Origin of the sequence: Streptomyces sp. NPDC086787 (assembly GCF_044745865.1) — a bacterium.
In the GTDB taxonomy this organism is placed as follows: Bacteria; Actinomycetota; Actinomycetes; order Streptomycetales; family Streptomycetaceae; genus Streptomyces.
In genome coordinates this window covers 1-24,213 of the sequence record NZ_JBIVBC010000012.1, presented here as the reverse complement: position 1 = coordinate 24,213, position 24,213 = coordinate 1, and the positions used below count along the sequence as shown (strand labels likewise).

The window sequence follows — 24,213 nt, the reverse complement described above, 5'->3', positions numbered from 1 at the left end:
CTCCTTCGGTGCGGGTCAGGCGCGCTTGTAGACGGGGGGTCGTTTCTCCGCGAAGGCGCGCGCGCCTTCCTTGGCGTCCGCGGTGTCGAAGACCGGCCAACCTCGGACGAGTTCGGCGGCGAGGCCGTCGGTCTCGGTCATCTCGGCGGTCTCGTAGACGGAGGCTTTGACGGCTTCGACCGCCAACGGCCCGCAGGCATTGATCTGTTCAGCGATCTCAAGGGCCTTGGCGAGCGCGGCACCGTCGGGAACGACATGACCGACGAGCCCGATGTCCGCGGCCTCGCGGGCGCTGTAGGGGCGGCCGGTGAGCAGCATCTCCAGGGCGTGGGTGCGTGGGATCTGGCGTTGCAGGCGGACGGTGGAGCCGCCGATCGGGAAGAGCCCGCGCCGGACCTCGAAGAGGCCGAAGGTCGCGGACGCGCCGGCCACCCGGATGTCGGTGCCCTGGAGGATCTCCGTCCCGCCCGCGACGCAGTGCCCCTCGACGGCGGCGATCACCGGTTTTCGCGGCCGGTGGTGGCGCAGCATCGCCTTCCAGTGCAGGTCCGGGTCGGCCTTGAGCCGGTCGCGGTAGTGCTCGCCCGCCATGCCCCGGCCGGCCAGGGCCTTGAGGTCCATTCCGGCGCAGAAGGCGTCCCCGGCACCGGTGAGCACGACCGAGCGGACCGTGTCGTCGGCGTCGGCCTCCAGCCAGCCGTCGTACAGGCCCACCAGCATGGACAACGACAGCGCGTTCTTCGCCTCGGGCCTGTTGAGCGTGAGCACCAGTGTGGCGCCCTCGCGTTGCACGGTGAGGTGTTCCGTCCCGCCCATCGACCGTCTCCCCTCCGACTTCCCTACGACAGAACGAGAACAGGTTGCAGTAGGCGGGTGGGCACTTCAAGGGTTTTCTGACAGACAGTCAGATTTCTTGTCGCGGACCCTTCCCAGTTGCCGCGCCCTTTGCTCTGATGACCGGCGAACCGTCACGGATGCCGGGCACGCCGGGGGTCAGGAGGAGCGGTGGAGTACAACCTTGCCGATCTGTTCGAGTCGGTGGTCGACGCGGTCCCGGACCGCGAGGCGTTGGTGTACATCGACCACCCCGGCACGGGCGCGGAGCGCCGGCTGACCTACGCGCAGCTGGACGCCGCCGCGAACCGCATCGCGCACCACCTGGCCGACCAGGGGATACGCCCCGGCGAACATCTCGGTCTGCACCTCTACAACGGCGTCGAGTACCTCCAGACGGCGCTCGGCTGCCTCAAGGCGCGGATCGTCCCGGTCAATGTGAACTACCGCTATGTGGAAGAGGAGTTGGTGTACCTCTACCAGGACGCGGACCTGGTGGCCGTGGTCTTCGACGCCGAGTTCACCGACCGGGTCGCCGCCGCGCTGCCGCGCTGCCCGGAGCTGCGCCATCTGCTGCGCGTCGGGGACCCGGCGCCGGGAGCGGCCGAGGTGCCGGCCGTGGACTTCACCGCGGCCGAGGCGAGCGGTTCGCCCGAGCGCTGCTTCCCGGAGCGCTCCGGAGACGACCAGTTCATCATCTACACCGGCGGGACCACCGGGATGCCCAAGGGAGTGATGTGGCGTCAGGAGGACCTGTTCTTCGCCGGACTGGGCGGCGGGGCGCCGACCGGGGAGCCGGTCGGCCGGCCGGAGGAACTGGCCGAGCGGGTCGCGGCGGGCGGTTCCGGGATCACCTTCTTCCCCACCCCCCCGCTGATGCACGGCACCTCGACCCTCACCGCGTTCATCGGCTTCAACTTCGGGCAACGGGTCGTACTGCACCGCAAGTTCTCTCCGGAGGAGGTGCTGCGGACCATAGAGCGGGAGCGGGTCACCAGCGTGTCGCTGGTGGGTGACGCGATGCTGCGGCCGCTGATCGACGCGCTCGGAGGGCCGATGAAGGGCACGGACTGCTCCGCGCTGTTCAGTGTCTCGTCGTCGGGCGCGATCATGTCGGAGACGGTGCGCAGACAGTTCCGGGAACTGGTCCCGAACGCCATGCTGCTGAACAACTTCGGTTCCTCCGAGTCCGGCTTCAACGGCACGGCCACCGACGACTCCGGCCCCGAGCGCGGCTTCCGCATCCGCGTCAACTCCCGTACCCGTGTGGTCGACCCGGCCACGCACAAGCCGGTCGCCCCGGGCGAGACCGGCCGTGTCGCCCAGTGCGGCCACGTCCCGCTCGGCTACTACAACGACCCGGGGAAGACCGCGGAGACCTTCTTCGAGGAGGACGGCCTGCGCTGGGTGCTGCTGGGCGACATGGCGACCGTCGACACCGATGGCGTCGTCACCGTCCTGGGCCGGGGCTCGCAGTGCATCAACACCGGGGGCGAGAAGGTGTACCCGGAGGAGGTCGAGCAGGCCCTCAAGTCCCACCCCGACGTGTACGACGCGCTGGTGGCCGGGGTGCCGGACGCCCGGTGGGGCAACCATGTCGCGGCGGTGGTGCAGTTGCGCGAGGGCGCGGACCGGTTGTCCCTGACCGACCTCCAGACCCACTGCCGCGCCCACCTGGCCGGCTACAAGATCCCCCGCCAGCTCGTACTCACGAACGCCATCCAGCGCTCACCGAGCGGCAAGGCGGACTACCGCTGGGCCCGCGAGGTGGCGGTGGCGGCGGACCGGTAGAGAGGCTCAGAGTCTCTCCCCAAAGGGAATCCGCATGGACCCTTGCCCCGGGCGGTCCTCGCCTGAATTACTGATCCCGAACGGATCTACCGAATGATCGGTCGATTCGGCAGGACGGGTTCGGCGAGGAAGAGGTGCCCCCATGACGGACGACGCGACACGGCTGCTCGACGCGGGGGAACGGCTCGACGCCGAAGCGCTCAGGGCGCTTCAGCTGGAGCGGCTGCGCACCACCCTGCGGCACGCGTACGACAACGTGCCGTTCTACCGGGAGGCCTTCGCGAAGGCGGGGGTGCGGCCGGAGGACTGCCGTTCCCTGGACGACCTGGCGCGCTTCCCCTTCACCACCAAGGCCGACCTGCGCGAGAACTATCCGTACGGCATGTTCGCCGTGCCCCGCGACCGCGTCCGCCGTATCCACGCCTCCAGCGGCACCACCGGACGCCCCACCGTGGTCGGCTACACGGACAACGACCTGTCCATGTGGGCGGACATGGTGGCGCGCTCCATCCGGGCGGCCGGCGGCCGCCCCGGTGACACGGTCCATGTGGCTTACGGATACGGGCTGTTCACCGGCGGGCTGGGCGCCCACTACGGCGCGGAGCGGCTGGGCTGCACGGTCGTCCCCGCGTCCGGCGGCATGACGGCCCGCCAGGTCCAGCTGATCCAGGACCTCGAACCCGGGATCATCATGGTCACCCCGTCCTACATGCTCACTCTGCTCGACGAATTCGAACGGCAGGGCGTGGACCCCCGCTGCACCTCACTGCGCGTCGGCGTGTTCGGGGCGGAGCCGTGGACGGAGGAGATGCGGCGGGAGATCGAGGAGCGGTTCGCGATCGACGCCGTGGACATCTACGGACTGTCCGAGGTGATCGGTCCGGGGGTGGCCCAGGAGTGCGTGGAGTCGAAGGACGGGCTGCACATCTGGGAGGACCACTTCTACCCGGAGATCGTGGACCCGATCACGGGCGAGGTGCTCCCGGAGGGCGCGGAGGGCGAACTGGTCTTCACCTCGCTCACCAAGGAGGCCATGCCGGTCGTCCGCTACCGCACCCGGGACCTGACCGCGCTGCTGCCGGGCACCGCGCGGGTGTTCCGGCGCATGCGGAAGATCACCGGGCGCAGCGACGACATGGTGATCCTGCGCGGGGTCAACCTGTTCCCGACGCAGATCGAGGAGATCGTGCTGCGCACTCCGGGCGTCGCCCCGCACTTCCAGCTGCGCCTGACCCGCGAGGGCCGTCTGGACGCGCTCACCGTGCGGGCGGAGGCGCGGGCCGACGCGACCCCGGCGGACCGGGAGAGGGCCGCGCGGGACATCGCCGCGGCCGTGAAGGACGGCATCGGCGTGTCCGCCACGGTCGAGATCGTGGATCCGGAGACGCTGGAGCGGTCCGTGGGCAAGATCCGGCGCATCGTGGATCTGCGGCCGCGCGGGTGACGGCGGCGGCGCTCAGGCGCGTTTGCGCACCCGGAAGGCGAACTGCCCGCAGAAGGTGAGCTTGCGCAGGTTCACCAGCGCGGTACGCCGCCGGTTGGTGCGCGCCCAGGTGTCGATCTCGGTGTTGAGCGGCGACTCCTCGCTCCAGTACCTGCCGTAGCGCTGCTTCCCCGACGGATGGTAGGCGCGCATGATCAGGGTCACGCCGTCGAGCGAGGGCCGGATCTCCTCCAGGGCGAGCCCGGCCTCCTCGACCAGCATCCGGAATCCGTACGGCGTGTAGTTCCACAGGCTGTAGGAGTGGTACGGCTCGAACTGGGACGTGCTGCCGATGAACAGCCCGCCCGGCCGCAGCACCCGGCCGACCTCGCGCAGCAGGTCACGCGGCCGGGCGACGTGCTCGAAGACCTGGTGCGAGTAGATCAGCGGTACGCCGTCCGAGCGGAACGGCAGGTTGACGCCGTCGAAGTGCACCACGGGGTCGGCGCCGGGCCGGTGCTGCGAGGCCTCCGGGGAGTACGGGATGTCGACGCCCGTCCAGTGCACGGAGGGGTCGTGTGCGCGGAAGAGCCCGGCCGACGTGCCACGCCCGCAGCCGAGGTCGACCACCCGTTCCGGTGCCCCCGGCGAGCGCATGGCCTCGTCCAGGTAGTAGCGGGAGGTGACCTGGCGCGCGTGGTCGTCGGGGATGCAGTCGCGCATGAGTTCCCACAGGGTCGACATGCCCCGAAGCTACGGAAATGCCCCGCCCCGGGCCAGATGGCACGCCGCGCACGGCGCCACCGTCACCGCGCCTGGCCGAATCGGTCCCGCAGCTCCCGCTTGAGGATCTTGCCGCTGGCGTTGCGCGGCAGCTCCGTCACGAACAGCACCCGCTTCGGTGCCTTGAAGGCGGGCAGGCTCTCCCGCGCGTGGGCGATCAGCTCCGCCTCGGTGACCTCGCCTCGTGGGACGACGACGGCCGTGACGGCCTCGATCCACCGTTCGTCCGGGAGGCCGATCACGGCGGCCTCGGCCACCCGCTCGTGCGTGTACAAAGCGTCCTCGACCTGCCGCGAGGCGATCAGCACACCACCGGAGTTGATGACGTCCTTCACCCGGTCCACGATCGTGAAGTAGCCGTGCGCGTCGCGCACCGCGAGGTCCCCGGAGTGGAACCAGCCGTCCCGGAAGGCGGCGGCGGTCTCCTCCGGCTTGTCCCAGTACCCCTCGCACAACTGCGGTGAGCGGTAGGCGATTTCGCCGGGCGTGCCGTCGGGCACGTCCGCGCCGTCCTCGTCCACCACGCGCGCGTCCACGAAGAGCACGGTGCGCCCGCAGGAGTCCATCCTGCCCTTGTGCTCGTCGGGCCCGAGCACCGTGGCGAGAGGCCCGATCTCGCTCTGCCCGAAGCAGTTGTAGAGGGCGAGCTTCGGCAGCCGCTCCCGCAGCCGCTCCAGGACGGGCACCGGCATGACCGACGCCCCGTAGTACGCCTTGCGCAGCCCGCTGAGATCCCGGCTCGCGAAGTCGGCCCGGTTCGTCAGCCCGATCCACACGGTGGGCGGCGCGAACACGCTGTCCGCCCGCCCGGCCTCGATCAGCTCGAACAGGCTGTCCCCGTCCGGCGCGTCGAGGATGACGTTGGTGGCGCCGACGGCGAGATACGGCAGCAGGAACACGTGCATCTGGGCCGAGTGGTACAGCGGCAGCGCGTGCACGGGCCGGTCACCGGCGCTCAGGTCGAGGGCGGTGATGGCGCTCAGGTACTCGTGCACCAGCGACCGGTGCGTCATCATGGCGCCCTTGGGCAGCGCGGTGGTGCCGGAGGTGTACAGCAGCTGCACCAGGTCCTCGGTGCGCGGTTCGGGACCGTCGTACGCCGGCTGCGCCGGGAGCCGGGCGAGCAGCGAGCCCTCGGCGTCGCGCAGCGGCAACACCCGCACGCCGTCCGGGAGTCGGCCGGCGATGTCCGGATCGGCCAATACGAGCGCGCTGCCCGACTGGCCGACGATGTAGGCGAGGTCGGCGCCGGTCAGGTTCTGGTTCACCGGCACGTGCACCAGGCCCGCGCGGGCGCAGGCGAGGAACGCGATCAGATAGGCGTCGGAGTTGTGGCCGTAGCAGCCCACCCGGTCCCCGGGGACGAGTCCCTGGGCGCGGAGAACGCCCGCGGCCCGGGAGACGGCGTCGTCGAGCTCCCCGTACGTCCACGCACGCTCGCGGTATTCGACCGCGACGCGTGCGGGCGTGCGCCGGCTGCTGCGCCGCAGCACCCCGTCAACCGTGCTGCCGTGTCCCTGCCTCATGGCACATGATCCTCGTTCCGCTTGAGGCACAGGTCAAGAACCGGGGTCGGTGACACACTCCGATGTACGCTCAACCGCCCCTTCCCTCAATGACGTTGGGAGGAACCATGCGCACACGGATGAAACGGCTCGTGGTCACGGCCGTCACGCTGCTCACCGCGGCGGCCTCACTGCCGGCCGCGGCCGCGCAGAGCCGCGAACGACCGGAACACGCGTCCCAGGGCGGATTGTCCGCCGTCATCCGCTACACCGAGTACGGCATTCCGCACATTCTCGCCAAGGACTACGCGAACCTCGGTTTCGGCACCGGCTGGGCCCAGGCCGCCGACCAGATCTGCACCCTGGCCGACGGGTTCGTCACCGTCCGCGGTGAACGTTCACGCTGGTTCGGACCCGACGCGGCCACCGACCAGTCGCTGTCCTCGGCCGGCACGAACCTCTCCAGCGACCTGTACTTCCGTGGGGTGCGGGACGCGGGCACCGTGGAGAGGCTGCTCGCCGGGGCCGCGCCGCTCGGCCCGAGCGACGAGGTGAAGGACCTCATGCGCGGCTTCGCGGCCGGTTACAACGCCTGGCTGAAGCAGCGCCGCATCGAGGATCCGGCCTGCCGGGGCGCCGCGTGGGTGCGGCCGATCACCCCGGTGGACGTGGCCGCGCGCAGCTACGCGCTCGCCGTGCTCGGCGGTGAGGGGCGTGCCGTGGACGGCATCACGGCCGCGCGGCCGCCCGCCGCGACGACGGCCGAGGCCGCCGGCCCCAGCGCCCCCGACCCCGCGCGCACGGCACGCGCCGTTCACGCCCTGCTGTCCCCCGACACCGCCGACATGGGCTCCAACGCGGTCGCCTTCGGCGGCTCCACCACGGCGAACGGCCGCGGGCTGCTGCTCGGGAACCCGCACTATCCGTGGCAGGGCGGCCGCCGGTTCTGGCAGTCGCAGCAGACGATCCCCGGCAGGCTGAACGTCATGGGCGGCTCGCTGCTCGGCTCCGTCACGATCTCCATCGGCCACAACTCCCGTGTGGCGTGGAGCCACACCGTCTCCACCGGCGTGCCGCTCGCTCTGGCGCAGCTCACCCTCGATCCGGCCGACCCGACCGTCTATCTGGTCGACGGCCGCCCGGAGCACATGACCCGGCGGACGGTCACCGTCCCGGTCAGCGGCGCTGCGCCGGTGACCCGCACCCAGTGGTGGACGCGCTACGGGCCGGTGGTCACCTCGCTCGGCACCGGGGTGCCGCTGCCCTGGACGTCCACCACGGCGTACGCGCTGGGCGACCCCAACGCGTCGAATCTGCGCTTCCCCGACACCGGACTCGGCTTCAGCAAGGCCCGCAGCACCGAGGACGTCCTCGGTACGATCCGGCACACACAGGGCCTGCCGTGGGTGAACACGGTCGCCGCCGACTCCGCCGGGCACACGCTGTTCACGCAGGCCCAGGTGCTGCCCCGGGTCACCGACGACCTGACAGGGCGCTGCTCCACCGCCCTCGGCCGGGCCACCTACGCCTCGTCGGGACTCGCGGTCCTGGACGGCTCACGGGGCGACTGCGCGCTGGGCCGTGACCCGGACGCCGTACAGCCGGGCATCTTCGGCCCCTCCAGGATGCCGCTGCTCAGGGACGCCCCGTATGTGGAGAACTCCAACAACAGCGCCTGGCTGGCCAACGCGGACCGTCCGCTGACCGGCTATGAGCGGGTCTTCGGGGACATCGGCACGGCCCGTTCGCTGCGCACCCGGGGCGCGTTGGACGACGTATCGGCGCTGGCCCGGCGGGGCGGCCTGGGCGTGGCCGACCTGGAGCGGCAGGAGTTCGCCAACCGGGTGACCGCGGGACGGCTGATCGCGGGCGACGCGGCGACGGCGTGCGCGGCACTGCCCGGTGGCACGGCGAAGGACAGCTCCGGCCGGGTGGTCGATGTGGGCGAGGCGTGCGGGGTGCTCGAGAAGTGGGACCGTACGGCGGACACCGGCAGCCGGGGCGCGCTGTTCTTCGACCGGTTCTGGCGCAACCTGACCGCGGGGGTGCCGTCGGCGCAGCTGTGGAAGGTGCCGTTCTCCGCGGCCGACCCGGTGCACACCCCGAACACGCTCAACACGTCCGCGCCGGGCTTCGCCACGGCTCTCGCCGACACGGTGGCCGCGCTGCGCGCGGACGGGGTGGCGTTGGACGCGCCGCTGGGTGAGCGCCAGTACGTCGTGCGGAACGGCAGCCGCATTCCGGTTCCGGGCGGCACCGAGTCCCTCGGTGTGTGGAACAAGGTGGAACCGGTGTGGGACCCGGCCCGGGGCGCCTACACGGACGTGGCGTTCGGCTCCAGCTACATCCAGGCCGTGGGCTGGAACGGCGGGGGCTGCCCGGTGGCCCGCACGCTGCTGACGTACTCCCAGTCCTCGGACCCCGGCTCGCCGCACTACAGCGACCAGACGCGTCTGTACTCGAGGGAGCGGTGGGTGACCTCACGCTTCTGCGAGAAGGACATCCTCTCCTCGCCCGCGCTGCGGGTGGTCCGGGTCGCCGGACGCTGACGACCGGGTGTCCCGCCCCCGCACAGCGGGCGGGACACCCGGTCCGCCTCACACGGCCCTGGCCCGTCCTTCCCAGTACGGGTCCCGCAGCCGTCGCTTGTACAGCTTGCCGTTGGGGTCGCGGGGCATCTCGGCGGTGAAGTCGATGCTCCGGGGCCGCTTGTAGCCGGCGAGGCGCTCGGCGCAGTGGGCGAGGAGGGCGGCAGCCAGCTCCGGTCCGGGTCGGTGCCCGGGGGCGGGCTCGACGACGGCCTTGACCTCCTCGCCCCAGTCGTCGTGCGGGATCCCGAACGCGGCGGCGTCGGCGACCGCGGGATGGGAGAGCAGTACGGACTCGATCTCGGCGGGGTAGATGTTGACGCCGCCCGAGATGATCATGTCGATCTTGCGGTCGCGCAGGAAGAGGTAGCCCTCCTCGTCCAGGTAGCCGAGGTCGCCGACGGTGAAGAAGTCGCCGATGCGGCTCTTGCGCGTCTTGGCCTCGTCCTTGTGATAGGAGAACCCGCCGGTGTTCATCTTCAGGTAGACGGTGCCGAGTTCGCCGGGCGGGAGGCGGTTTCCGTCGTCGTCGAAAACGGCGAGTTCGCTGATGGGCCAGGCCTTGCCGACCGTGCCGGGCTTCTTCAGCCAGTCCTCGGCGGTCGCGAAGGCACCGCCGCCCTCGCTGGCCGCGTAGTACTCCTCCACACAGTGGCCCCACCAGTCGATCATGGCGCGTTTCACATGGTCGGGGCAGGGGGCGGCGCCGTGGATGGCGTGCCGCATGGACGAGACGTCGTACGACCGCCTGGTGCTGTCGGGCAGGGCGAGCAGCCGGTGGAACTGGGTGGGGACCATGTGGGTGTGGGTGCACCTGTGGGTGTCGATGAGCCGGAGCATGTCCTCCGGTGTCCACTTGTCCATCAGTACCAGTCGGTGCCCGATGTGCAGGGAGGCGCCCGCGAACTGGAGGACGGCGGTGTGGTAGAGCGGTGAGCAGACCAGGTGCACGTTGTCGTCGAACGGCTTGATGCCGAAGATGCCGAGGAAGCCGCCGAGGTAGGCCTCCTCGGGGAGTTTGCCGGACAGCGGGCGGCGGATGCCGCGCGGGCGGCCGGTGGTGCCCGAGGTGTAGTTCATGACCCAGCCGAGGGTGCGGTCGGCGGGCGCCGACTCGGGCTGCCCGTCGAGGAGTTCGGCGTACGGCCGGAAGCCCGGGACCGCGCCGACGGCGTACCGGTGGTCGGCCGGGAGGTGCGCCTCGTCGGCGGCGTACCGGGCGGCCGCGGCGAAGCGTTCGTGGGCGATGAGCACCTTCGCACCGGAGTCGGACACGATCCAGGCGATCTCCGGGCCGACCAGGTGGTGGTTGACGGGCACGAGGTAGAACCCGGCCTGGCTGGCGGCCAGATACGCGGTGAGGAACTCGACGCCGTTGGGCAGTACGGCCGCGAAGGCGTCGCCGCGTTCCAGGCCCGCGGCGCGCAGACCGTGCACCAGCCGGTTGGTGGCGGCGTGCAGCCGACCGGCGGTCCACTGCTCGCCGTCCGGGGCGACCAGGATCATGCGCTCGGGGTCCCGGGTGGCCTGGGCCCAGAAGCCGACGGGGGGTGTGTTCACGACTGGCCGCTCCTTCCGGCGATGCGGTTGATGCGGTCGACGGCCCGCTCGAAGCCGCGGGTGAGGTCGTCGAAGACGGCCTGCACGCCGCGTTCGGCGTTCATCCGGCCGACGATCTGGCCCACGGGCGTACCGAGCAGCGGTTCGACCTCGTACTTCTGGATGCGGGAGACCGCCTCGGCGACCAGGAGGCCCTGTAGCGGCATGGGCAGGGTGCCGGGGCCGTCCTGGTCGTCCCAGGCGTCGGTCCATTCGGTGCGGAGCTGGCGGGCCGGCTTTCCGGTGAGGGCGCGCGAGCGCACGGTGTCGCCGGATCCGGCGGCGAGCAGCTTGCGGGTCAGCGCGGCTGAGTGGAGGTCGGCCTCCGTGGTGGTCAGCCATACGGAGCCCAGCCACACGCCCTGGGCGCCGAGTGCCAGCGCGGCCGCCACCTGCTGTCCGCTGCCGATGCCGCCTGCCGCCAGCACCGGCAGCGGGGCGACGGCGTCGACGACTTCGGGGGTCAGCACCATCGTGGCGATCTCACCGGTGTGGCCGCCCGCCTCGTAGCCCTGCGCCACCACGATGTCGATGCCCGCCTCCTGGTGCTTGCGGGCGTGCCGGGCGCTGCCCGCGAGCGCGGCGACCAGTACGCCCCGGTCGTGCGCGCGGGCGACGACGTCGGCGGGCGGCGAGCCGAGGGCGTTCGCGAGGAGCCGTATCGGATAACCGAAGGCGACGTCGAGCTGGGTGCGGGCCACCTGCTCCATCCAGCCGGTGATACGCCACCCGGAGGCCTCGCCCTCGGCCAGCCCGGGGACCCCGTACTTGGCGAGGGTGTCCCGCACGAACCTCCGGTGCCCCTCGGGGATCATCGCCTCGACGTCGGCTTCGGTCACACCGTCGACCTTCTTCGCGGGCATGACGACGTCCAGGCCGTAGGGCCGTCCTCCGACGTGTGCCTCGATCCAGTCCAGGTCGCGTTTCAGTTCGTCCGGATCCGTGTAGCGGACCGCGCCGAGCACGCCGAATCCGCCGGCCCGGCTGATGGCCGCGGCGACGGCCGGGAACGGGGTGAAGCCGAAGACGGCGTGCTCTGCTCCCAGTTGCTTGCTCAGCTCCGTCTGCATGGGCGCAGGATGCCGCAGTCGCCCGGCCGACGGAAGAGCTTTTCTGATGCTCCGTCAGATTTCTGTTCCGGCCGACGCGGTGAGCACCGGCCGGCAGAATCCGGAGTCGGGCGGCCCGTGCCAGGTGACCCCGGTGAAGCCATCCGCGCCGTCCGGCCAGTGCCACAGCTGGAAGCTGACCCGCAAGGCGCGAACCGAGGACGTGTCGGACATCTTCCCGCCGATCTTCCCTCAGTCCTGCTCCAGCGCCGCCATCGCCGCGTTGTGCCCGGGCACCCCACTCACCCCGCCCCCGCGCACCGCGCCCGCCCCGCACAGCAGCACGTTGGCGTGGGCGGTCTCCACACCCCAGCGGCCGGTGCCCTCCTGGGCGTGCGGCCAGGCGAGGTCGCGGTGGAAGATGTTGCCGCCGGGCAGCCGCAGATCCCGCTCCAGGTCGAGCGGTGTCTTCGCCTCGATGCAGGGGCGGCCCTCGGCGTCGAGCGCGAGGCAGTCGGCGATCGACTCGGCGAGGTGCGCGTCGAGCTGGGCCAGCGTGGACTTGAGGAGTTCGTCGCGCGCGCCGTCGTTGTCCTTGGCGAAGAGCCGGGCGGGCGTGTGCAGTCCGAACAGGGTGAGTGTCTGGTAGCCGCGTTCGACCAGGCCCCGGCCGAGGATCGTGGGGTCGGTGAGGGAGTGGCAGTAGATCTCGGACGGCGGCGCCGCGGGCAGTTCGCCGGACGCGGCCTGGGCGTGAGCGGCGGCCAGTTGTTGGTAGCCCTCGGCGATGTGGAAGGTGCCGGCGAAGGCCTCGCGCGGGTCGACGGAGCTGTCCCGCAGCCTCGGCAGCCGCTTGAGCAGCATGTTCACCTTGAGCTGAGCACCCTCGGCGGGTGCCGGCGGCGCGTCGCCGGTGAGCGCGGCCAGCTCCTGCGGCGAGGCGTTCACGAGGACGTGCCGGGCGGCGGCGATGCCCTCGCTGTCGGCGGAGCGGTGGGTGACCTCGGCCATCCGTCCGTCGGTCTCGATCCGTACCGCCTCGTGCCCGGTCGCGATCACCGCGCCCGCGGCGCGCGCGGCGGCCGCCAGCGCGTCGGTCAGGGCACCCATGCCACCGACGGGCACGTCCCAGGCTCCGGTGCCGCCGCCGATGATGTGGTAGAGGAAGCAGCGGTTCTGCCGCAGGGACGCGTCATGGGCGTCGGCGAAGGTGCCGATCAGCCCGTCGGTGAGGACGACACCCCGCACCAGGTCGTCGGCGAAGTCCCGCTCGATGGTGACGCCGATGGGCTCCTCGAACAGCGCGCGCCAGGCCTCGTCGTCGCCGACGCGGTGGCGCAGCTCCTCACGGGTGGGCAGCGGCTCGGTCAGGGTCGGGAAGACCCGCTGGGCGACCTGGCCCGTCATGCCGTAGAAGCGCTGCCAGGCGCGGTACTCCTGGTCGCCGCCGGTCAGCCGGGCGAACGCCTCCCGGGTGCGCCGCTCCCCGCCGCCGACGAGCAGGCCGGTCGGCCGCCCGTCCCGTTCGACCGGGGTGTACGACGAGATGGTGCGCCCGCGTACCCGGAACCCGAGGCCCAGGTCCCGCACGATCTTCTTCGGCAGCAGGCTGACCAGGTAGGAGTAGCGCGACAGACGGGCGTCGACACCGGCGAAGGGGCGGGTCGACACGGCCGCGCCACCGGTGTGGTCCAGGCGCTCCAGCACCAGCACGGACTTGCCGGCCCGGGCCAGATAGGCGGCCGCGACCAGGCCGTTGTGGCCGCCGCCGACGATGACGGCGTCGTACGTCCGGGTTCCCTCGTGTGCAGACATGGTTCTTCGTAACACGTGATGATCTACCGCGGCCAGAGGCGTGCCGTGCCCCGTCCCCGCTCAGTGTCCGGCTTTGTACGGCGCCGGGCGCGCGCCGGGGCCGAGCCTGGCCATGGCGCGCAGGATGTGCTTCGGCGGCAGCTGCCAGCGCAGCCGTGCGGGCACGCGGCGCAGCAGGGTGCCCGTGGCCCTCAGCCGCCGGGTGACGACGGCGGCCTCGGGGGCCGGTCTGCCGTACAGGTCGTGGGCATAGGACGGCAGGGAGGCGTACGCGAGTTCCGCTACGCGACGCCAGAGCAGTTCGCGTGCCGGTATCAGCAGGATGTGCGTCGGAGGGCGCAGCAGGAAGTCGTCCACCGCACGCGCCTCGTCCCCGGCGGCGAGCTGCGGTCGCACCTTCTCGAAGTACGCCGCCATCTCCGCCCGGTCGGCGGGTACGGTGCCCGGGTCGAGGCCCACCAGCCGGGCACTGACGCGGTGTTCGGCGATGTACCGGTCGGCCTGCGCGTCGGTGAGGGGGAAGCCGGAGCGGCGTCCGACGTGCAGATAGGAGTCGATCTCCGCGCAGTGCACCCACAGCAGCAGCCCGGGCTCGTCGACGCGGTACCGCTCCCCCGTGTCCGGGTCCGTCGCCCCCAGCATGCCGTGGATCTTCCGCACCCGGGCACCCGCCCGCTCCGCGGCCTCCGTCGTGCCGTACGTCGTCGTGCCGACGAAGCTCGCGGTGCGGAGCAGCCGTCCCCAGGCGTCCCGCCGGAAGTCGGAGTTCTGCATGACGGCCCGCACCGCGCGCGGGTGCAGTGCCTGGAGGTAGAGCGCGCGTATTCCGGCGACCCACATCATCGGGTCGCCGTGCATCTGCCAGGTCACCGATCGCGGGGTGAACAGGCCGGGGTCGCCAGGTCGCTGGTCCGCCGTGGGCGCAGGCACACTCGCAGGTGGGACCACAGCCATTGGTTGTCACCCCTTGTCGCCACTGACCTGCCATTTTGTCCACCAGCGGCGGCTGCGCCGGCGACCGAGTTCTCTTGGCACATCGGTACGCCGACGGCCCCAGCTCACGACGACCTCAGTGCCCACGGGGCCACCCCGAGCACGAGGCACCGCTGCGATCAGTACCTGCCCAGATTGCCAGTGCATCATTCGAAAGGGTAGTCATCCGTCGTGCACGCGTGCATGCAGACCACGCTGCGTTCATGAGCTGCTACGGCGTCCGACAGATCCCTTGGGCATGGGCGCGGGACGCCCCCTCCGCGAGTTTCGCGGTGCTGCTTCCCCGCAGTTGTTGTCCAACCCCGTCGACCGCCGGTCACGCGTTGCCGGATCCCGGCCGGCGAGGATGGCGGCTCTGGCTGCGGCGAGTTGCTGTCGTACATCGTCGGTCAGGTCCACGCCACTGTCAGGCACAGGCGCCCCCTCGCATCCGTACCGCCGGGACAGGTGCTCCCGGAACGGCCATCCTGTGGCAATCGAGTGGGAAGCAAGGACACTGAGGGAGCTGCGCCGCGTCCCGTACCCCGGCGAAGGCTGGGGCGTCCGCTTTGACCGCGGCAAGCGGCAGCTGGTGGCATGAAGAGGTGTCACTGGCCCCGGCTTCGACGGACCGCTGATGAGGAGAGTGAGGACGTCCCTGCCTCGGTCGTCCGCGGCTGCGGAGGTGTGACGTCGTCGGCGGCAACCCGGCGGAGACGGCTCGGCCACCACAGGCTGGCCCCCATGTCTCTGACCAGGGCGGGGACCAGTAGCGAGCGGACCACGACGGTGTCGACCAGGACGCCGAAGGCGACGATGAAGGCGATCTGCGCGAGGAACGCGAGCGGAATGACGATCAACGCGGCGAAGGTGGCAGCCAGCACTACGCCGGCAGAGGTGATGACGCCGCCGGTGGCGATGAGTCCCCGAAGCACGCCCTGTCGCGTGCCATGGCGCAATGTCTCTTCACGCACGCGTGACATCAGGAAGATGTTGTAGTCCACCCCCAGTGCAACCAGGAAGACGAATCCATACAGCGGCACCGAGGCATCGGTGCCGGAGAACCCGAAGCCGTGCTGGAAGACCAGACCGGCGATGCCGAGCGTGGACAGGTAGCTCAACGCGACCGTTGCGACCAGCAGGATTGGCAGCAGCAGGGAACGCAGCAGTACGGTCAGGATCACGAAGATGATCGCGAGCACGACGGGAATGATCACGGTGCGGTCATGCTCGGCGGTCCGCTGGGTGTCGTACTGCTGAGCGGTGTAGCCACCCACCAGTGAGTGCGTGTCGACCGCATGCAGACGGTCGCGCAGCCGCTGGACGGTCTCTTTGGCCGCGTCGCCATCAGGCGCATCCGCCAGGATGGCGTCGATACGTACGCGGCCGTCCACGACCAGAGGCGCGCCGCCCGGCCGACCCGATGCCGATACCGCCTCTGCTCCCGCGACGCCGCGCGTGGCTGCCGCGGTTGCCGTGGCCTGGGCACGCCGGGCTTCGTCGACGATGATGACGACAGGTTGGCCGGAGCCGCGCGGGAAGTGTTCCCCGAGTACTTTCTGCGCGGCGACGGACGGGGCGTCATTGATGAACAGCTCGTCCAGAGGCACGCCTTTGGAGGTCAGGGCGGGGAAGAGTGCCGCCCCTGCCACCAGTACGGCGGACGTGCTCAGCCACAGCCTGCGGGGGTGAGTGTCGACAACATGTGCCACTCGTCGCCAGACGCCGTGGCCGCCGCTCTCCGCGTCGGATGACCGGGGTGTGGCGGGCCAGAAGGCGACTTTCCCTGTGAGGGCGAGCACCGCCGGTAGAAAGGTGAGGGTCGTCAGGACCGCGCACACGATGCCGATTGCTCCGACTGGACCAAGGGCCTGATTGTTCGCCAGGTCGCTGATCAGCAAGGCGAGCAGCCCCAGGGCCACCGTCGCGGCACTGGCGGTGATCGCGCCGAGTGAGCCGCGCAGCGCAGCCCAAGCTGCGGCTGTCCGGCTGCCGGTGTGGGCCAGCTCCTCGCGGAACCGGGCGGTGAGCAGCAGGGCGTAGTCGGTCGCCGCTCCGATGACCAGAATGGACAGGATGCCCTGGACCTGGCCATCCACGCGCACGAGGCCATGCTCCGCAAGGACGTAGACGATGGCGCAGGCGACGCCCAGAGCGAACATGGAACTGATGAGGATCACGAGTGGCAGCAGCACGCTGCGGTAGACCAGCAGCAAAATGATCAGTACCGCGGCAAGGGCCACCGCCAGCAGAATTCCGTCGATGCCGGCGAAGGCATCGGTGAGGTCGGCCTGGGTGGCTGCAGGGCCCGCGATCCGGACTCGCGTGCCGTCGACGCTTGCTGCGGCCCGTTCAACCTGATTCAGGACGCCGGTGAGCTTGTCTCCGAGGTCAGGGCTGAGCGGCACGATCCCTTCCAGCGCCTTTCCGTCGCCCGAACGAAGCACGGGAGACGGCTCGCCCTGAAGGCTCTCCGACGTGGCCAGGGAGCGAAGCGCACGCGTGGCGTCGTCACGTTGCGCAGTGGTGATCCTCCCGCCGCTGTCGGCGGTCCACACCACGATGGCCGGCAGGGTCTCCTGTTGCTTGAACGCCTTTTGTTCGGTGACGACCATGGTGGCCTCGGCGTTCTGTGGCAGGAAAGCGGCCTGATCGTTGGTTGATACCTCTCCGAGCTTGCCTGTGTAGGAGCCGGAGGCTGCGCCCAGGGCGAGCCAGACGAGCACGAGAACGAGGGGTACCAGCCACCGGACCGGTCGACGCAGGGTGTTCATTCGCTCCCCAACTGAGGTGAACGGGTACAGCAACCAAGTTAACTCAAAGGTCAAGTATCTCAATCATTGAGAGATAATACCCTTGAGGTATGCAGTCAGATCGTCAAGGCCCTGACCGACCGGCCAGCGACCTCCAGGGGTACGCAGTGCTCCTGCGCACCCTGAACATGGAGTTCAATCGAATCGCTCACGCATTCGCCCAAGCACACGGCCTGCACGCCACAGACGTACACGCCCTGGCCGCGATCATGGATGCCTCCGTCACGGACGGCGCGCCCATGACGCCTTCCCGCCTGCGGGAACGCCTGAACCTCACGTCGGGCGCCGTGACAGCATGCTTGGACCGGCTGGAGCACGCCGGTCACATCAGCCGCACCCGAGACAGTGCAGACCGGAGGGTCGTGCATCTGCACTACAACCCGAGAGCCCGGATGCTCGCCCGCCAGTACTTCAGTCCCCTGTCCCGCAGTACCGAGGCTGCACGCAGCCGATTCACGCCGGCAGAACTCGAGACGATCGCCGCCTTCCTCAACGCCCTCAACCTCGAACTGGCCTCAGAGCGCTGATCGGGCCGTCTCCTGCACCACGTCCACGGCACCTTCGGCGATGCCCCGCGCAGACCAGCGAGTCTCGCGTTTGCCAGTCCGCTTCACGGAGAGACGGATCCCGCCGAGAAAACCAGGATGCGCGGGCATCCCTCGACGAGCATCAGACGAGGACGAACATGACTGAAAACGTATGGAACTACGCGCCGACGGCGGGCCACACAGCCGACAGCGATCTGGCCGGCTACACGGTAGAAGCGACGGACGGACACATCGGCAAGGTCGACAAGCACTCCAGTGACGTCGGATCGCAGTACATCGTCGTCGACACGGGCGCGTGGATCTTCGGCAAGCAAGTCCTGCTCCCGGCCGTGACGATCACCCTCATCGACCACGAGACGAGGACGATCAGCGTCGCCCGGTCCAAGGACCAGATCAAGAGCGCACCGGAGTTCGACAAGGACAAGCACCTGGGCGACCCCGCCTACCGAGACCAGATCAGTGGCCACTACGGCACCGGCGGCCCTGGGCACTAGGTGTATTGAGCCGCAGCGTTGTTCACACGGGTGATTGGTGGGTGGCCGCCGAGTGCGGTGTGGCAGCGGTGGTGGTTGTAGGGGTGCGGGAATTCTGCCAGGGCGGCGGTGCGTTCGGTGTTGGTGCTGTAGGGCCGCCGCCAGCAGGGCCTTGCGGGCCGGACCCTCGATGATCATTCGGCTCACCTGCGCGTCGCGGTAACGCTCCGCCGGGCCGCCCAGGGCGTCGTCGAGCACCTGCGCCGGCGCGCGCCGAAGGGCCCCCAGGGGCCACGATGGCGCTTGAGGCGTACCGAGAGCACCGAACGGTGTTGCCCAGGCGGGCACTGCCGCCGGTCGGCAGTGCCGCGTATGAGCCTCGCGGAACGCGAACGGCACGGCCGTGTCGCTTCCCTCTCCTTCCTCGACACCGACGACGATGCTCCCGAACCGGGTGCTCCGGTGATCTGCCACACCGCGCACCACGACGCCCCGGGCAGTCCGCTCGTGCCGCCACGGCCAGGCTGACCGAGCTTGTGCATCGGAGCCGACATCGCCCACCGGGTCGGGGAGTGAGCCGTGGACAGCCGTCGCAGGGGCGCGCCGAAGACGGCCGGGTCGGCGAAGTCCATGACCCGGTCCCGGCAGATCTGGGCGAAATGGGGCCGACCATCGCGGAGTCGAAGACCGGACGCAAGTGCCGCCAGACCCCGTCGGTGTCCTGCTGCTCCAGCGCAGGACGGTAGGACCGGACGGCCGTGCTCTGCCCCGCCCGGGTGTCCGTCGACGGGCACTGGCTGAGCTCGCGCCGACTGGTGCGCGAGCGGCGGGTGCGGACGGACTGCTGGTGTCGGTGCGCTGCCTGGACGGCATCTCCCAGCGTCTCCTGTTGAGCGACACCCTGGGGCCGCGTCGAGATCGATCCCGAAGTCCTGGTACGCGATCCGCAGCTGTGGTTCCGCCTGAACGAAGGCGCGCAGAAGGCGGCAGCCGACGGTCTGCTGCTGTGCGGGCAGACCGCGCCGCGCAGCCTCTCCGCCCGCGGGGACCGCGAGACCGCGCGGGCCGTGTTCAAGGTGTCCGGGCTGGACCAGGTTCTGTCGGACGGACCGTGGCTCGTAGGCTGCAGGCACCTCACAGCACGAACGTGAACACCGGAGCGCTCCTTTTGCGGAGCTGGCTTTCGCCACCACGGAGCTGGCTTTCGCCACCACGGATCCGATCCTGGCCGTGCCGCACGAGTGCGGAACGGGACGCGCGCCAGCGCGACCGGTGCGCACCAACCAGATGTGGACATAGGGCGGCGCATTCGCCCACGGGTGGGGCTTCTACGTGCCGGTCAGAGCGGCTCATCGCCCATCCCTTGCCGTTCGCTCGGTTCGGTCGGTCCCGCGCCCACCGCCTGTGCAGCGGAAGGCAGAGACACCACCATGGTGAGGCCGCCGCCGGGAGTGTCCTCCGGGGTGAGAGTGCCGTTCATCGCCTCGGTCAGCCCTCGTGCGAGGGCGAGCCCGAGGCCGAGTCCTGTCGTGTTGTCGGTGTCGCCAACTCGCTGGAAGGGCTCGAAGAGCCGATCCCGGCCGTCGGCCGGCAACCCGGGGCCCCGGTCCACCACCCGCAGTTCCACCCTTCCGGCCAGAGCACTGGCAGTGACCAGCACCTTCTTTCCCACCGGGGTGTGGCGGACGGCATTGCCTACCAGATTGGCCATCACCCGCTCCAGCAGGGGCGGGTCGGCCAGCACCACGGGAATGTCCTCCACGTCCGTCACTTCGGCCTCCGGCACGTCGGCCAGTGCCGTCGGCAGCACCTCCTCCAGGGAGGTGGGACGCAGGCTCAGGGGGAGGACGCCGGCCTCCAGGCGGCTGAGGTCGAGGAGATTCTCGACCAGGCGGTTGAGCTTGGCCATGGACTCGTCGGCGGTGGCGAGGAGTTCGTCGCGGTCCTTCCGCGAGAAGGCGACGTCCCGGCTGCGCAGGGAGGCGACCGCGGCCCATCCCGCGGCGAGCGGTGTCCGCAGGTCATGGCCAACGGCCCGCAGCAGGGCCGTCCGCAGCCGGTCGGCTGCCTTCACGGGTTCCACTTCGGCCGCCGCCTCGGCCAGCCGGGCCCGCTCGACCGCGGAACCCACATGAGCGGCGAACGCGGCCAGCACGCGCCTCTCGGACGACGACAGCGTGCGGCCTCTCAGCACGAGCCAGGAGCCGGGCCCGGCGGGAACGGCCGTTGCCTCGGTGTCGCCGGACGGCTCGTCCAGTAGCTCGGCCGCCTCCATGCCGAAGGTCTCCCGGGTTCGCTCCAGCAGGGCCGGGATGGTCGCCTCGCCGCGCACGATGCTGCCGGCCAGGGATGACATGGTCTCCGCCTCGGCCGTCGCCCGCGCGGAGCGGCGCGACAGGCGCAGGGAGCGGTCGACGACCGCGGCGACTACGGCTGCGACGACCACGAACACCCCCAGGGCGACCAGCGCGTTCGGATCGTTGAGTGTGAACGCGCCGATGGGCGGGATGAACCAGTAGTTGAGCAGCAAGGACGCCGTGACCGACGCGATCACCGCGGAGGCGACCCCGCCTATGCAGGCCACACCCACCACGGTCAGCAGGAAGAGCAGGGCCTCGCTGGTCAGGTTCAGTGTCCCGCGCAGCTGGGCCAGCACGGCGGTGAGGAGGACCGGCAGCACCAGTCCGGCCACCGGACCGGCGATCAGCCGGGCCTTCGACAGCGTGCGCCGCCTTGACTGCAGCAGGGTGCCGCGGCCGGCTCGTTCGTGGGTGACCCGGTGGACGTCGATGTCGCCGGACAGCTCGGTCACAGTCTCCCCGGTGCCGGGTCCGGTGAGGAACCGCGCCAGCCGGCCTCTCCGGCTGGTGCCGAGCACCAGTTGGGTGGCGTTCTCGGCACGGGCGAACTCCACCAGGGCGGTGGCCACGTCGTCGCCGACGACCGAGTGGTAGCTGCCGCCGAGATCCTCCACGAGTCGGCGCTGTCGGGCCAGTGAGGCGTGCGAGACACCAGCGGCCAGGCCGTCGCTGCGTGTCACGTGCACGGCCAGCAGGTCGCCGCCGACGGACCGGTCGGCGATGCGTGCGGCCCGTCGTACCAGCGTGTCGCCCTCCGGGCCGCCGGTCAGCGCGACGACGACGCGCTCACGGGTCTCCCACACCCGTCCGATCCCGTGCTGTGTGCGGTACTCCTGCAGTGCCTCGTCCACCCGGTCGGCCACCCACAGCAGGGCCAGCTGCCGCAGCGCCGTGAGATTGCCCGGCCGGAAGTAGTTCGCAAGGGCTGCGTCGATCTTCTCCGGGGTGTAGATGTTGCCGTGCGCCATCCGCCGTCGCAGCCCTTCGGGTGGCATGTCCACAAGCTCGATCTGCCAGGCCCGCCGTACCACCTCGTCGGGAACGGTCTCGTGCTGCGGCACGCTCGTGATCTTCTCGACCACGTCGTTGAGGGACTCAAGGTGCTGGATGTTCAGCGCGGTGACGACATCGACGCCGGCGTCGAGCAGCGACTCGATGTCCTGCCAGCGTTTGGCGTTGCGCCCGTCTCCTGGAACATTGCTGTGGGCGAACTCGTCGACGATGACGACCTGCGGTCGGCGGGCCAGCACCGCGGCCAGGTCCATCTCCTCGAAGCCGCCGCCGCGATAGGTGCAGCAGGTACGCGGGACGACCTCGAGTCCGTCCAGCATGGCCTCTGTGCGCGGGCGCCCGTGGTGTCCATGCTGCCGGCTGCTCCCGAACAGGCCCCACCGTCACGCTCCCGAAGCGCATCCTGGACAGGCCCGGAGGGAGGTACTCGCCGCCGGGCCCCGAGCGGGCTGTTCGAGCCGGACCAGCTCGTCCGTTCCTTCCCGGAGGCGCTGCGCAAGCTGCATCCGCGCGTCCTGGTGAAGAACCCGGTGCTGTTCGTCGTGTCCGTCGGCGCGGTCCTCACCACACTCTCGGCGTTACTCCACCCTGCCGTCTTCACCTGGGTCATCAGCGCCTGGCTGTGGCTGACGGTCGTCTTCGCCAACCTCGCCGAGGCCGTGGCCGAGGGCCGGGGCAAGGCACAGGCCGAGTCGCTGCGCAGGGCTCGCACGGACACGGTGGCGCTGCGTCTGCTGCACTGGACCTACGGCACCGACCTCTCCTCCGCCCGCACGGAGGCCGTCGCCGCCACCGACCTGAAACCGCTCGACGTCGTGCTCGTCGAGGCAGGCGAGATGATTCCGGCCGACGGCGACGTCGTCGACGGTGTTGCCGCGGTGGACGAGTCGGCGGTCACCGGCGAGTCGGCACCCGTGATCCGGGAAGCGGGCGGCGACCGCAGCGGTGTCACGGGCGGAACGACGGTCCTGTCCGATCAGATCGTCGTACGGGTCAGTGCCCGGCCCGGCCACAGCTTCCTGGACCGCATGATCGACCTGGTGGAAGGCGCCTCAAGGCAGAAGACGCCGAACGAGACAGCTCTGAACATCCTGCTGGCCTCGTTGACCGTCATCTTCCTTCTGGTCGTCGTCACACTGCAGCCGATGGCCGAGTACGCGGATGCCGCGCAGTCGACGACCGTGCTGGTCGCCCTCCTCGTCACACTCATCCCCACCACGATCGGCGCCCTGCTGTCCGCCATCGGCATCGCCGGCATGGACCGGCTGGTGCAGCGCAACGTGCTCGCCATGTCCGGCCGGGCGGTCGAGGCCGCCGGCGACGTCAACACTCTGCTGCTCGACAAGACCGGCACCATCACATTGGGCAACCGCGAGGCAGGCGCTTTCATCCCGCTCCCCGGTATCGACGAGCGGCAGCTGGCCGAGGCGGCCCAGCTCTCCTCGCTGGCCGACGAGACCCCCGAAGGCCGCTCCGTCGTCGTCCTCGCCAAGAACGAGTACGCGCTACGGGCGCCGGCCGAGGGCGAACTGGCCAACGCACGCTGGGTCGCCTTCAGCGCGCGGACCCGGATGAGCGGTGTCGACCTGCGCTGGGAGAACGGCGCCGTGTGCACCATCCGCAAGGGCGCCGCCCAGCAGGTGATCGACTGGTCCCAGATGTACGGCGGCCGGGTGCCACCCGAGGCACGGCTCTATGCCGACGCCGTGGCTGCCTCGGGCGGGACACCGCTGCTCGTGGCGGTGCACGACTGGGACGGGCCACGCGTACTCGGTCTGATCCACCTCAAGGACGTGGTGAAAGAAGGCATCCGTGAGCGCTTCGCCGAACTGCGCCGCATGGGCATCCGTACCGTGATGATCACTGGTGACAACCCGCTCACTGCCCGCGCCATCGCCGAAGAGGCCGGCGTGGACGACTACTTGGCCGAGGCGACCCCGGAGGACAAGCTCGCGCTGATCAAACGGGAACAGGAGGGCGGCAAGCTGGTCGCCATGACCGGCCGGGACCGCCTGCTGTACGCCCTTGGCCTGGTCCTGCGCCAGACGTACATTCCCCTGACGCATCCACCCCGGCCCCCGCTGCCCGTCGTGGCACTCCCGCAGCCACGCGCCCTCATAGTCCTGCTGCACAGGGCGCAGCCCAGCGCACCCTAGTCACACGCACTCCACCATCCCCACATGTCATAGCGCACGCCCTTGCCTTCGGCGTGCCGCCATCGACCGGAGTGTCATACATGCTCACTTTTGGCAGTGGAGTGCACTTGGCTGCCCAGGAGATCCGCCGACCGTACGTGCCGAGCGAGCCCGCCACCGACAATGGCTTTGTGGGACTGTAAGAAGAACGGTGTAACTCCGATCTTGAAAGAGTGCACCTGTGACCAGTGAGAACATAGCCAGGGAGCCCGCGTCGGGGTCTGTCCCCGAGGCGGTGGATGACCGGCTCATCGAGGAGTTCGTGACCCGGGCTCAGTCCGAGGGTCTGCAGCTGACGGGTGAGGGCGGGCTTCTGCAGCAGTTGACGAAGCGGCTGCTGGAGTCGGCTCTCGAGGGCAAGATGACCGATCACCTGGGCTATGACCGGCACGATCCGGCGGGGAAGAACGGCGGCAACTCCCGCAACGGCAAGCGGTCCAAGACCGTCGTCACG

18 protein-coding genes and 1 pseudogene are annotated in these 24,213 nt (G+C 70.3%); 8 read left to right on the top strand and 11 right to left on the bottom strand.

Going from position 1 to position 24,213, the window contains the following annotated elements:
- Positions 1 to 15 precede the first annotated feature (15 nt).
- The gene (locus ACIPK3_RS25265; RefSeq protein WP_402573091.1) at positions 16 to 816 is read right to left on the bottom strand and encodes a crotonase/enoyl-CoA hydratase family protein; all 801 of its coding nucleotides are present in this window, start codon (positions 814 to 816) and stop codon (positions 16 to 18) included.
- A gap of 189 nt (positions 817 to 1,005) precedes the next feature.
- Here ACIPK3_RS25265 and ACIPK3_RS25260 point away from each other — a divergent pair, with 189 nt between their 5' ends.
- Together ACIPK3_RS25260 and paaK are read left to right on the top strand one after the other, a co-directional pair.
- Positions 1,006 to 2,625, top strand: a complete 1,620-nt coding sequence (locus ACIPK3_RS25260; protein ID WP_402573089.1) for an acyl-CoA synthetase — start codon at positions 1,006 to 1,008, stop codon at positions 2,623 to 2,625.
- Positions 2,626 to 2,767: 142 nt separating this feature from the next.
- Positions 2,768 to 4,069 (top strand): phenylacetate--CoA ligase PaaK, encoded by a 1,302-nt coding sequence (gene paaK / locus ACIPK3_RS25255; RefSeq protein WP_402573087.1) that lies wholly within the window; start codon positions 2,768 to 2,770, stop codon positions 4,067 to 4,069.
- 12 nt (positions 4,070 to 4,081) lie between these two features.
- Here the strand turns inward: paaK and ACIPK3_RS25250 are convergent, their stop codons facing one another.
- On the bottom strand, positions 4,082 to 4,792 hold the full coding sequence (locus ACIPK3_RS25250) for a class I SAM-dependent methyltransferase (protein ID WP_402573086.1): 711 nt from the start codon (positions 4,790 to 4,792) through the stop codon (positions 4,082 to 4,084).
- Between the two features lie 62 nt (positions 4,793 to 4,854).
- Positions 4,855 to 6,357 (bottom strand): acyl-CoA synthetase, encoded by a 1,503-nt coding sequence (locus ACIPK3_RS25245; protein ID WP_402573085.1) that lies wholly within the window; start codon positions 6,355 to 6,357, stop codon positions 4,855 to 4,857.
- A gap of 107 nt (positions 6,358 to 6,464) precedes the next feature.
- Between ACIPK3_RS25245 and ACIPK3_RS25240 the strand changes: the two genes are divergently transcribed.
- Complete coding sequence (locus ACIPK3_RS25240) at positions 6,465 to 8,885, top strand: penicillin acylase family protein (protein WP_402573084.1); 2,421 nt, start codon at positions 6,465 to 6,467, stop codon at positions 8,883 to 8,885.
- A 48-nt stretch (positions 8,886 to 8,933) separates the two neighbouring features.
- Here ACIPK3_RS25240 and ACIPK3_RS25235 read toward each other — a convergent pair whose 3' ends face one another.
- From ACIPK3_RS25235 to ACIPK3_RS25210, 6 genes are all read right to left on the bottom strand, one after another.
- A complete protein-coding gene (locus ACIPK3_RS25235; RefSeq protein ID WP_402573082.1) occupies positions 8,934 to 10,484 on the bottom strand; it encodes an acyl-CoA synthetase in 1,551 nt (516 codons plus the stop codon).
- On the bottom strand, positions 10,481 to 11,593 hold the full coding sequence (locus ACIPK3_RS25230; RefSeq protein WP_402573080.1) for an NAD(P)H-dependent flavin oxidoreductase: 1,113 nt from the start codon (positions 11,591 to 11,593) through the stop codon (positions 10,481 to 10,483). Before ACIPK3_RS25230 ends, ACIPK3_RS25235 begins: the two co-directional genes overlap by 4 nt.
- A 54-nt stretch (positions 11,594 to 11,647) precedes the next feature.
- Positions 11,648 to 11,806: a hypothetical protein gene (locus ACIPK3_RS25225; RefSeq protein ID WP_402573079.1), complete on the bottom strand. Its 159-nt coding sequence runs from the start codon at positions 11,804 to 11,806 to the stop codon at positions 11,648 to 11,650.
- Positions 11,807 to 11,824: 18 nt separating this feature from the next.
- Positions 11,825 to 13,387, bottom strand: a complete 1,563-nt coding sequence (locus ACIPK3_RS25220) for a phytoene desaturase family protein (RefSeq protein ID WP_402573077.1) — start codon at positions 13,385 to 13,387, stop codon at positions 11,825 to 11,827.
- A gap of 60 nt (positions 13,388 to 13,447) precedes the next feature.
- Positions 13,448 to 14,245 (bottom strand): oxygenase MpaB family protein, encoded by a 798-nt coding sequence (locus ACIPK3_RS25215; RefSeq protein WP_402573315.1) that lies wholly within the window; start codon positions 14,243 to 14,245, stop codon positions 13,448 to 13,450.
- A gap of 722 nt (positions 14,246 to 14,967) precedes the next feature.
- Positions 14,968 to 17,133, bottom strand: coding sequence for an MMPL family transporter (locus ACIPK3_RS25210; protein ID WP_402573075.1), 2,166 nt, complete (start codon positions 17,131 to 17,133; stop codon positions 14,968 to 14,970).
- 89 nt (positions 17,134 to 17,222) lie between these two features.
- Between ACIPK3_RS25210 and ACIPK3_RS25205 the strand changes: the two genes are divergently transcribed.
- Both ACIPK3_RS25205 and ACIPK3_RS25200 read left to right on the top strand, forming a co-directional pair.
- Positions 17,223 to 17,699, top strand: coding sequence for a MarR family winged helix-turn-helix transcriptional regulator (locus ACIPK3_RS25205; protein ID WP_402573073.1), 477 nt, complete (start codon positions 17,223 to 17,225; stop codon positions 17,697 to 17,699).
- A gap of 158 nt (positions 17,700 to 17,857) precedes the next feature.
- On the top strand, positions 17,858 to 18,214 hold the full coding sequence (locus ACIPK3_RS25200) for a PRC-barrel domain containing protein (protein ID WP_402573071.1): 357 nt from the start codon (positions 17,858 to 17,860) through the stop codon (positions 18,212 to 18,214).
- On the opposite strand, the pseudogene ACIPK3_RS25195 reads toward ACIPK3_RS25200, so the two are convergent.
- A pseudogene (locus ACIPK3_RS25195) lies at positions 18,211 to 18,351 on the bottom strand (IS481 family transposase); the annotation flags it as partial. The gene ACIPK3_RS25200 and the pseudogene ACIPK3_RS25195 sit on opposite strands and share 4 nt — an antisense overlap.
- Before the next feature lie 214 nt (positions 18,352 to 18,565).
- Between ACIPK3_RS25195 and ACIPK3_RS25190 the strand changes: the two are divergent.
- Positions 18,566 to 18,721, top strand: coding sequence for a hypothetical protein (locus tag ACIPK3_RS25190; protein ID WP_402573069.1), 156 nt, complete (start codon positions 18,566 to 18,568; stop codon positions 18,719 to 18,721).
- A gap of 811 nt (positions 18,722 to 19,532) precedes the next feature.
- Here the strand turns inward: ACIPK3_RS25190 and ACIPK3_RS25185 are convergent.
- On the bottom strand, positions 19,533 to 21,884 hold the full coding sequence (locus ACIPK3_RS25185; RefSeq protein WP_402573067.1) for an ATP-binding protein: 2,352 nt from the start codon (positions 21,882 to 21,884) through the stop codon (positions 19,533 to 19,535).
- A gap of 30 nt (positions 21,885 to 21,914) precedes the next feature.
- Between ACIPK3_RS25185 and kdpB the strand changes: the two genes are divergently transcribed.
- A complete protein-coding gene (kdpB, locus tag ACIPK3_RS25180) occupies positions 21,915 to 23,720 on the top strand; it encodes a potassium-transporting ATPase subunit KdpB (protein WP_402573065.1) in 1,806 nt (601 codons plus the stop codon).
- A 220-nt stretch (positions 23,721 to 23,940) separates the two neighbouring features.
- On the top strand, positions 23,941 to 24,213 hold a 273-nt coding region (locus tag ACIPK3_RS25175), incomplete at its 3' end, for a transposase (RefSeq protein WP_402573063.1).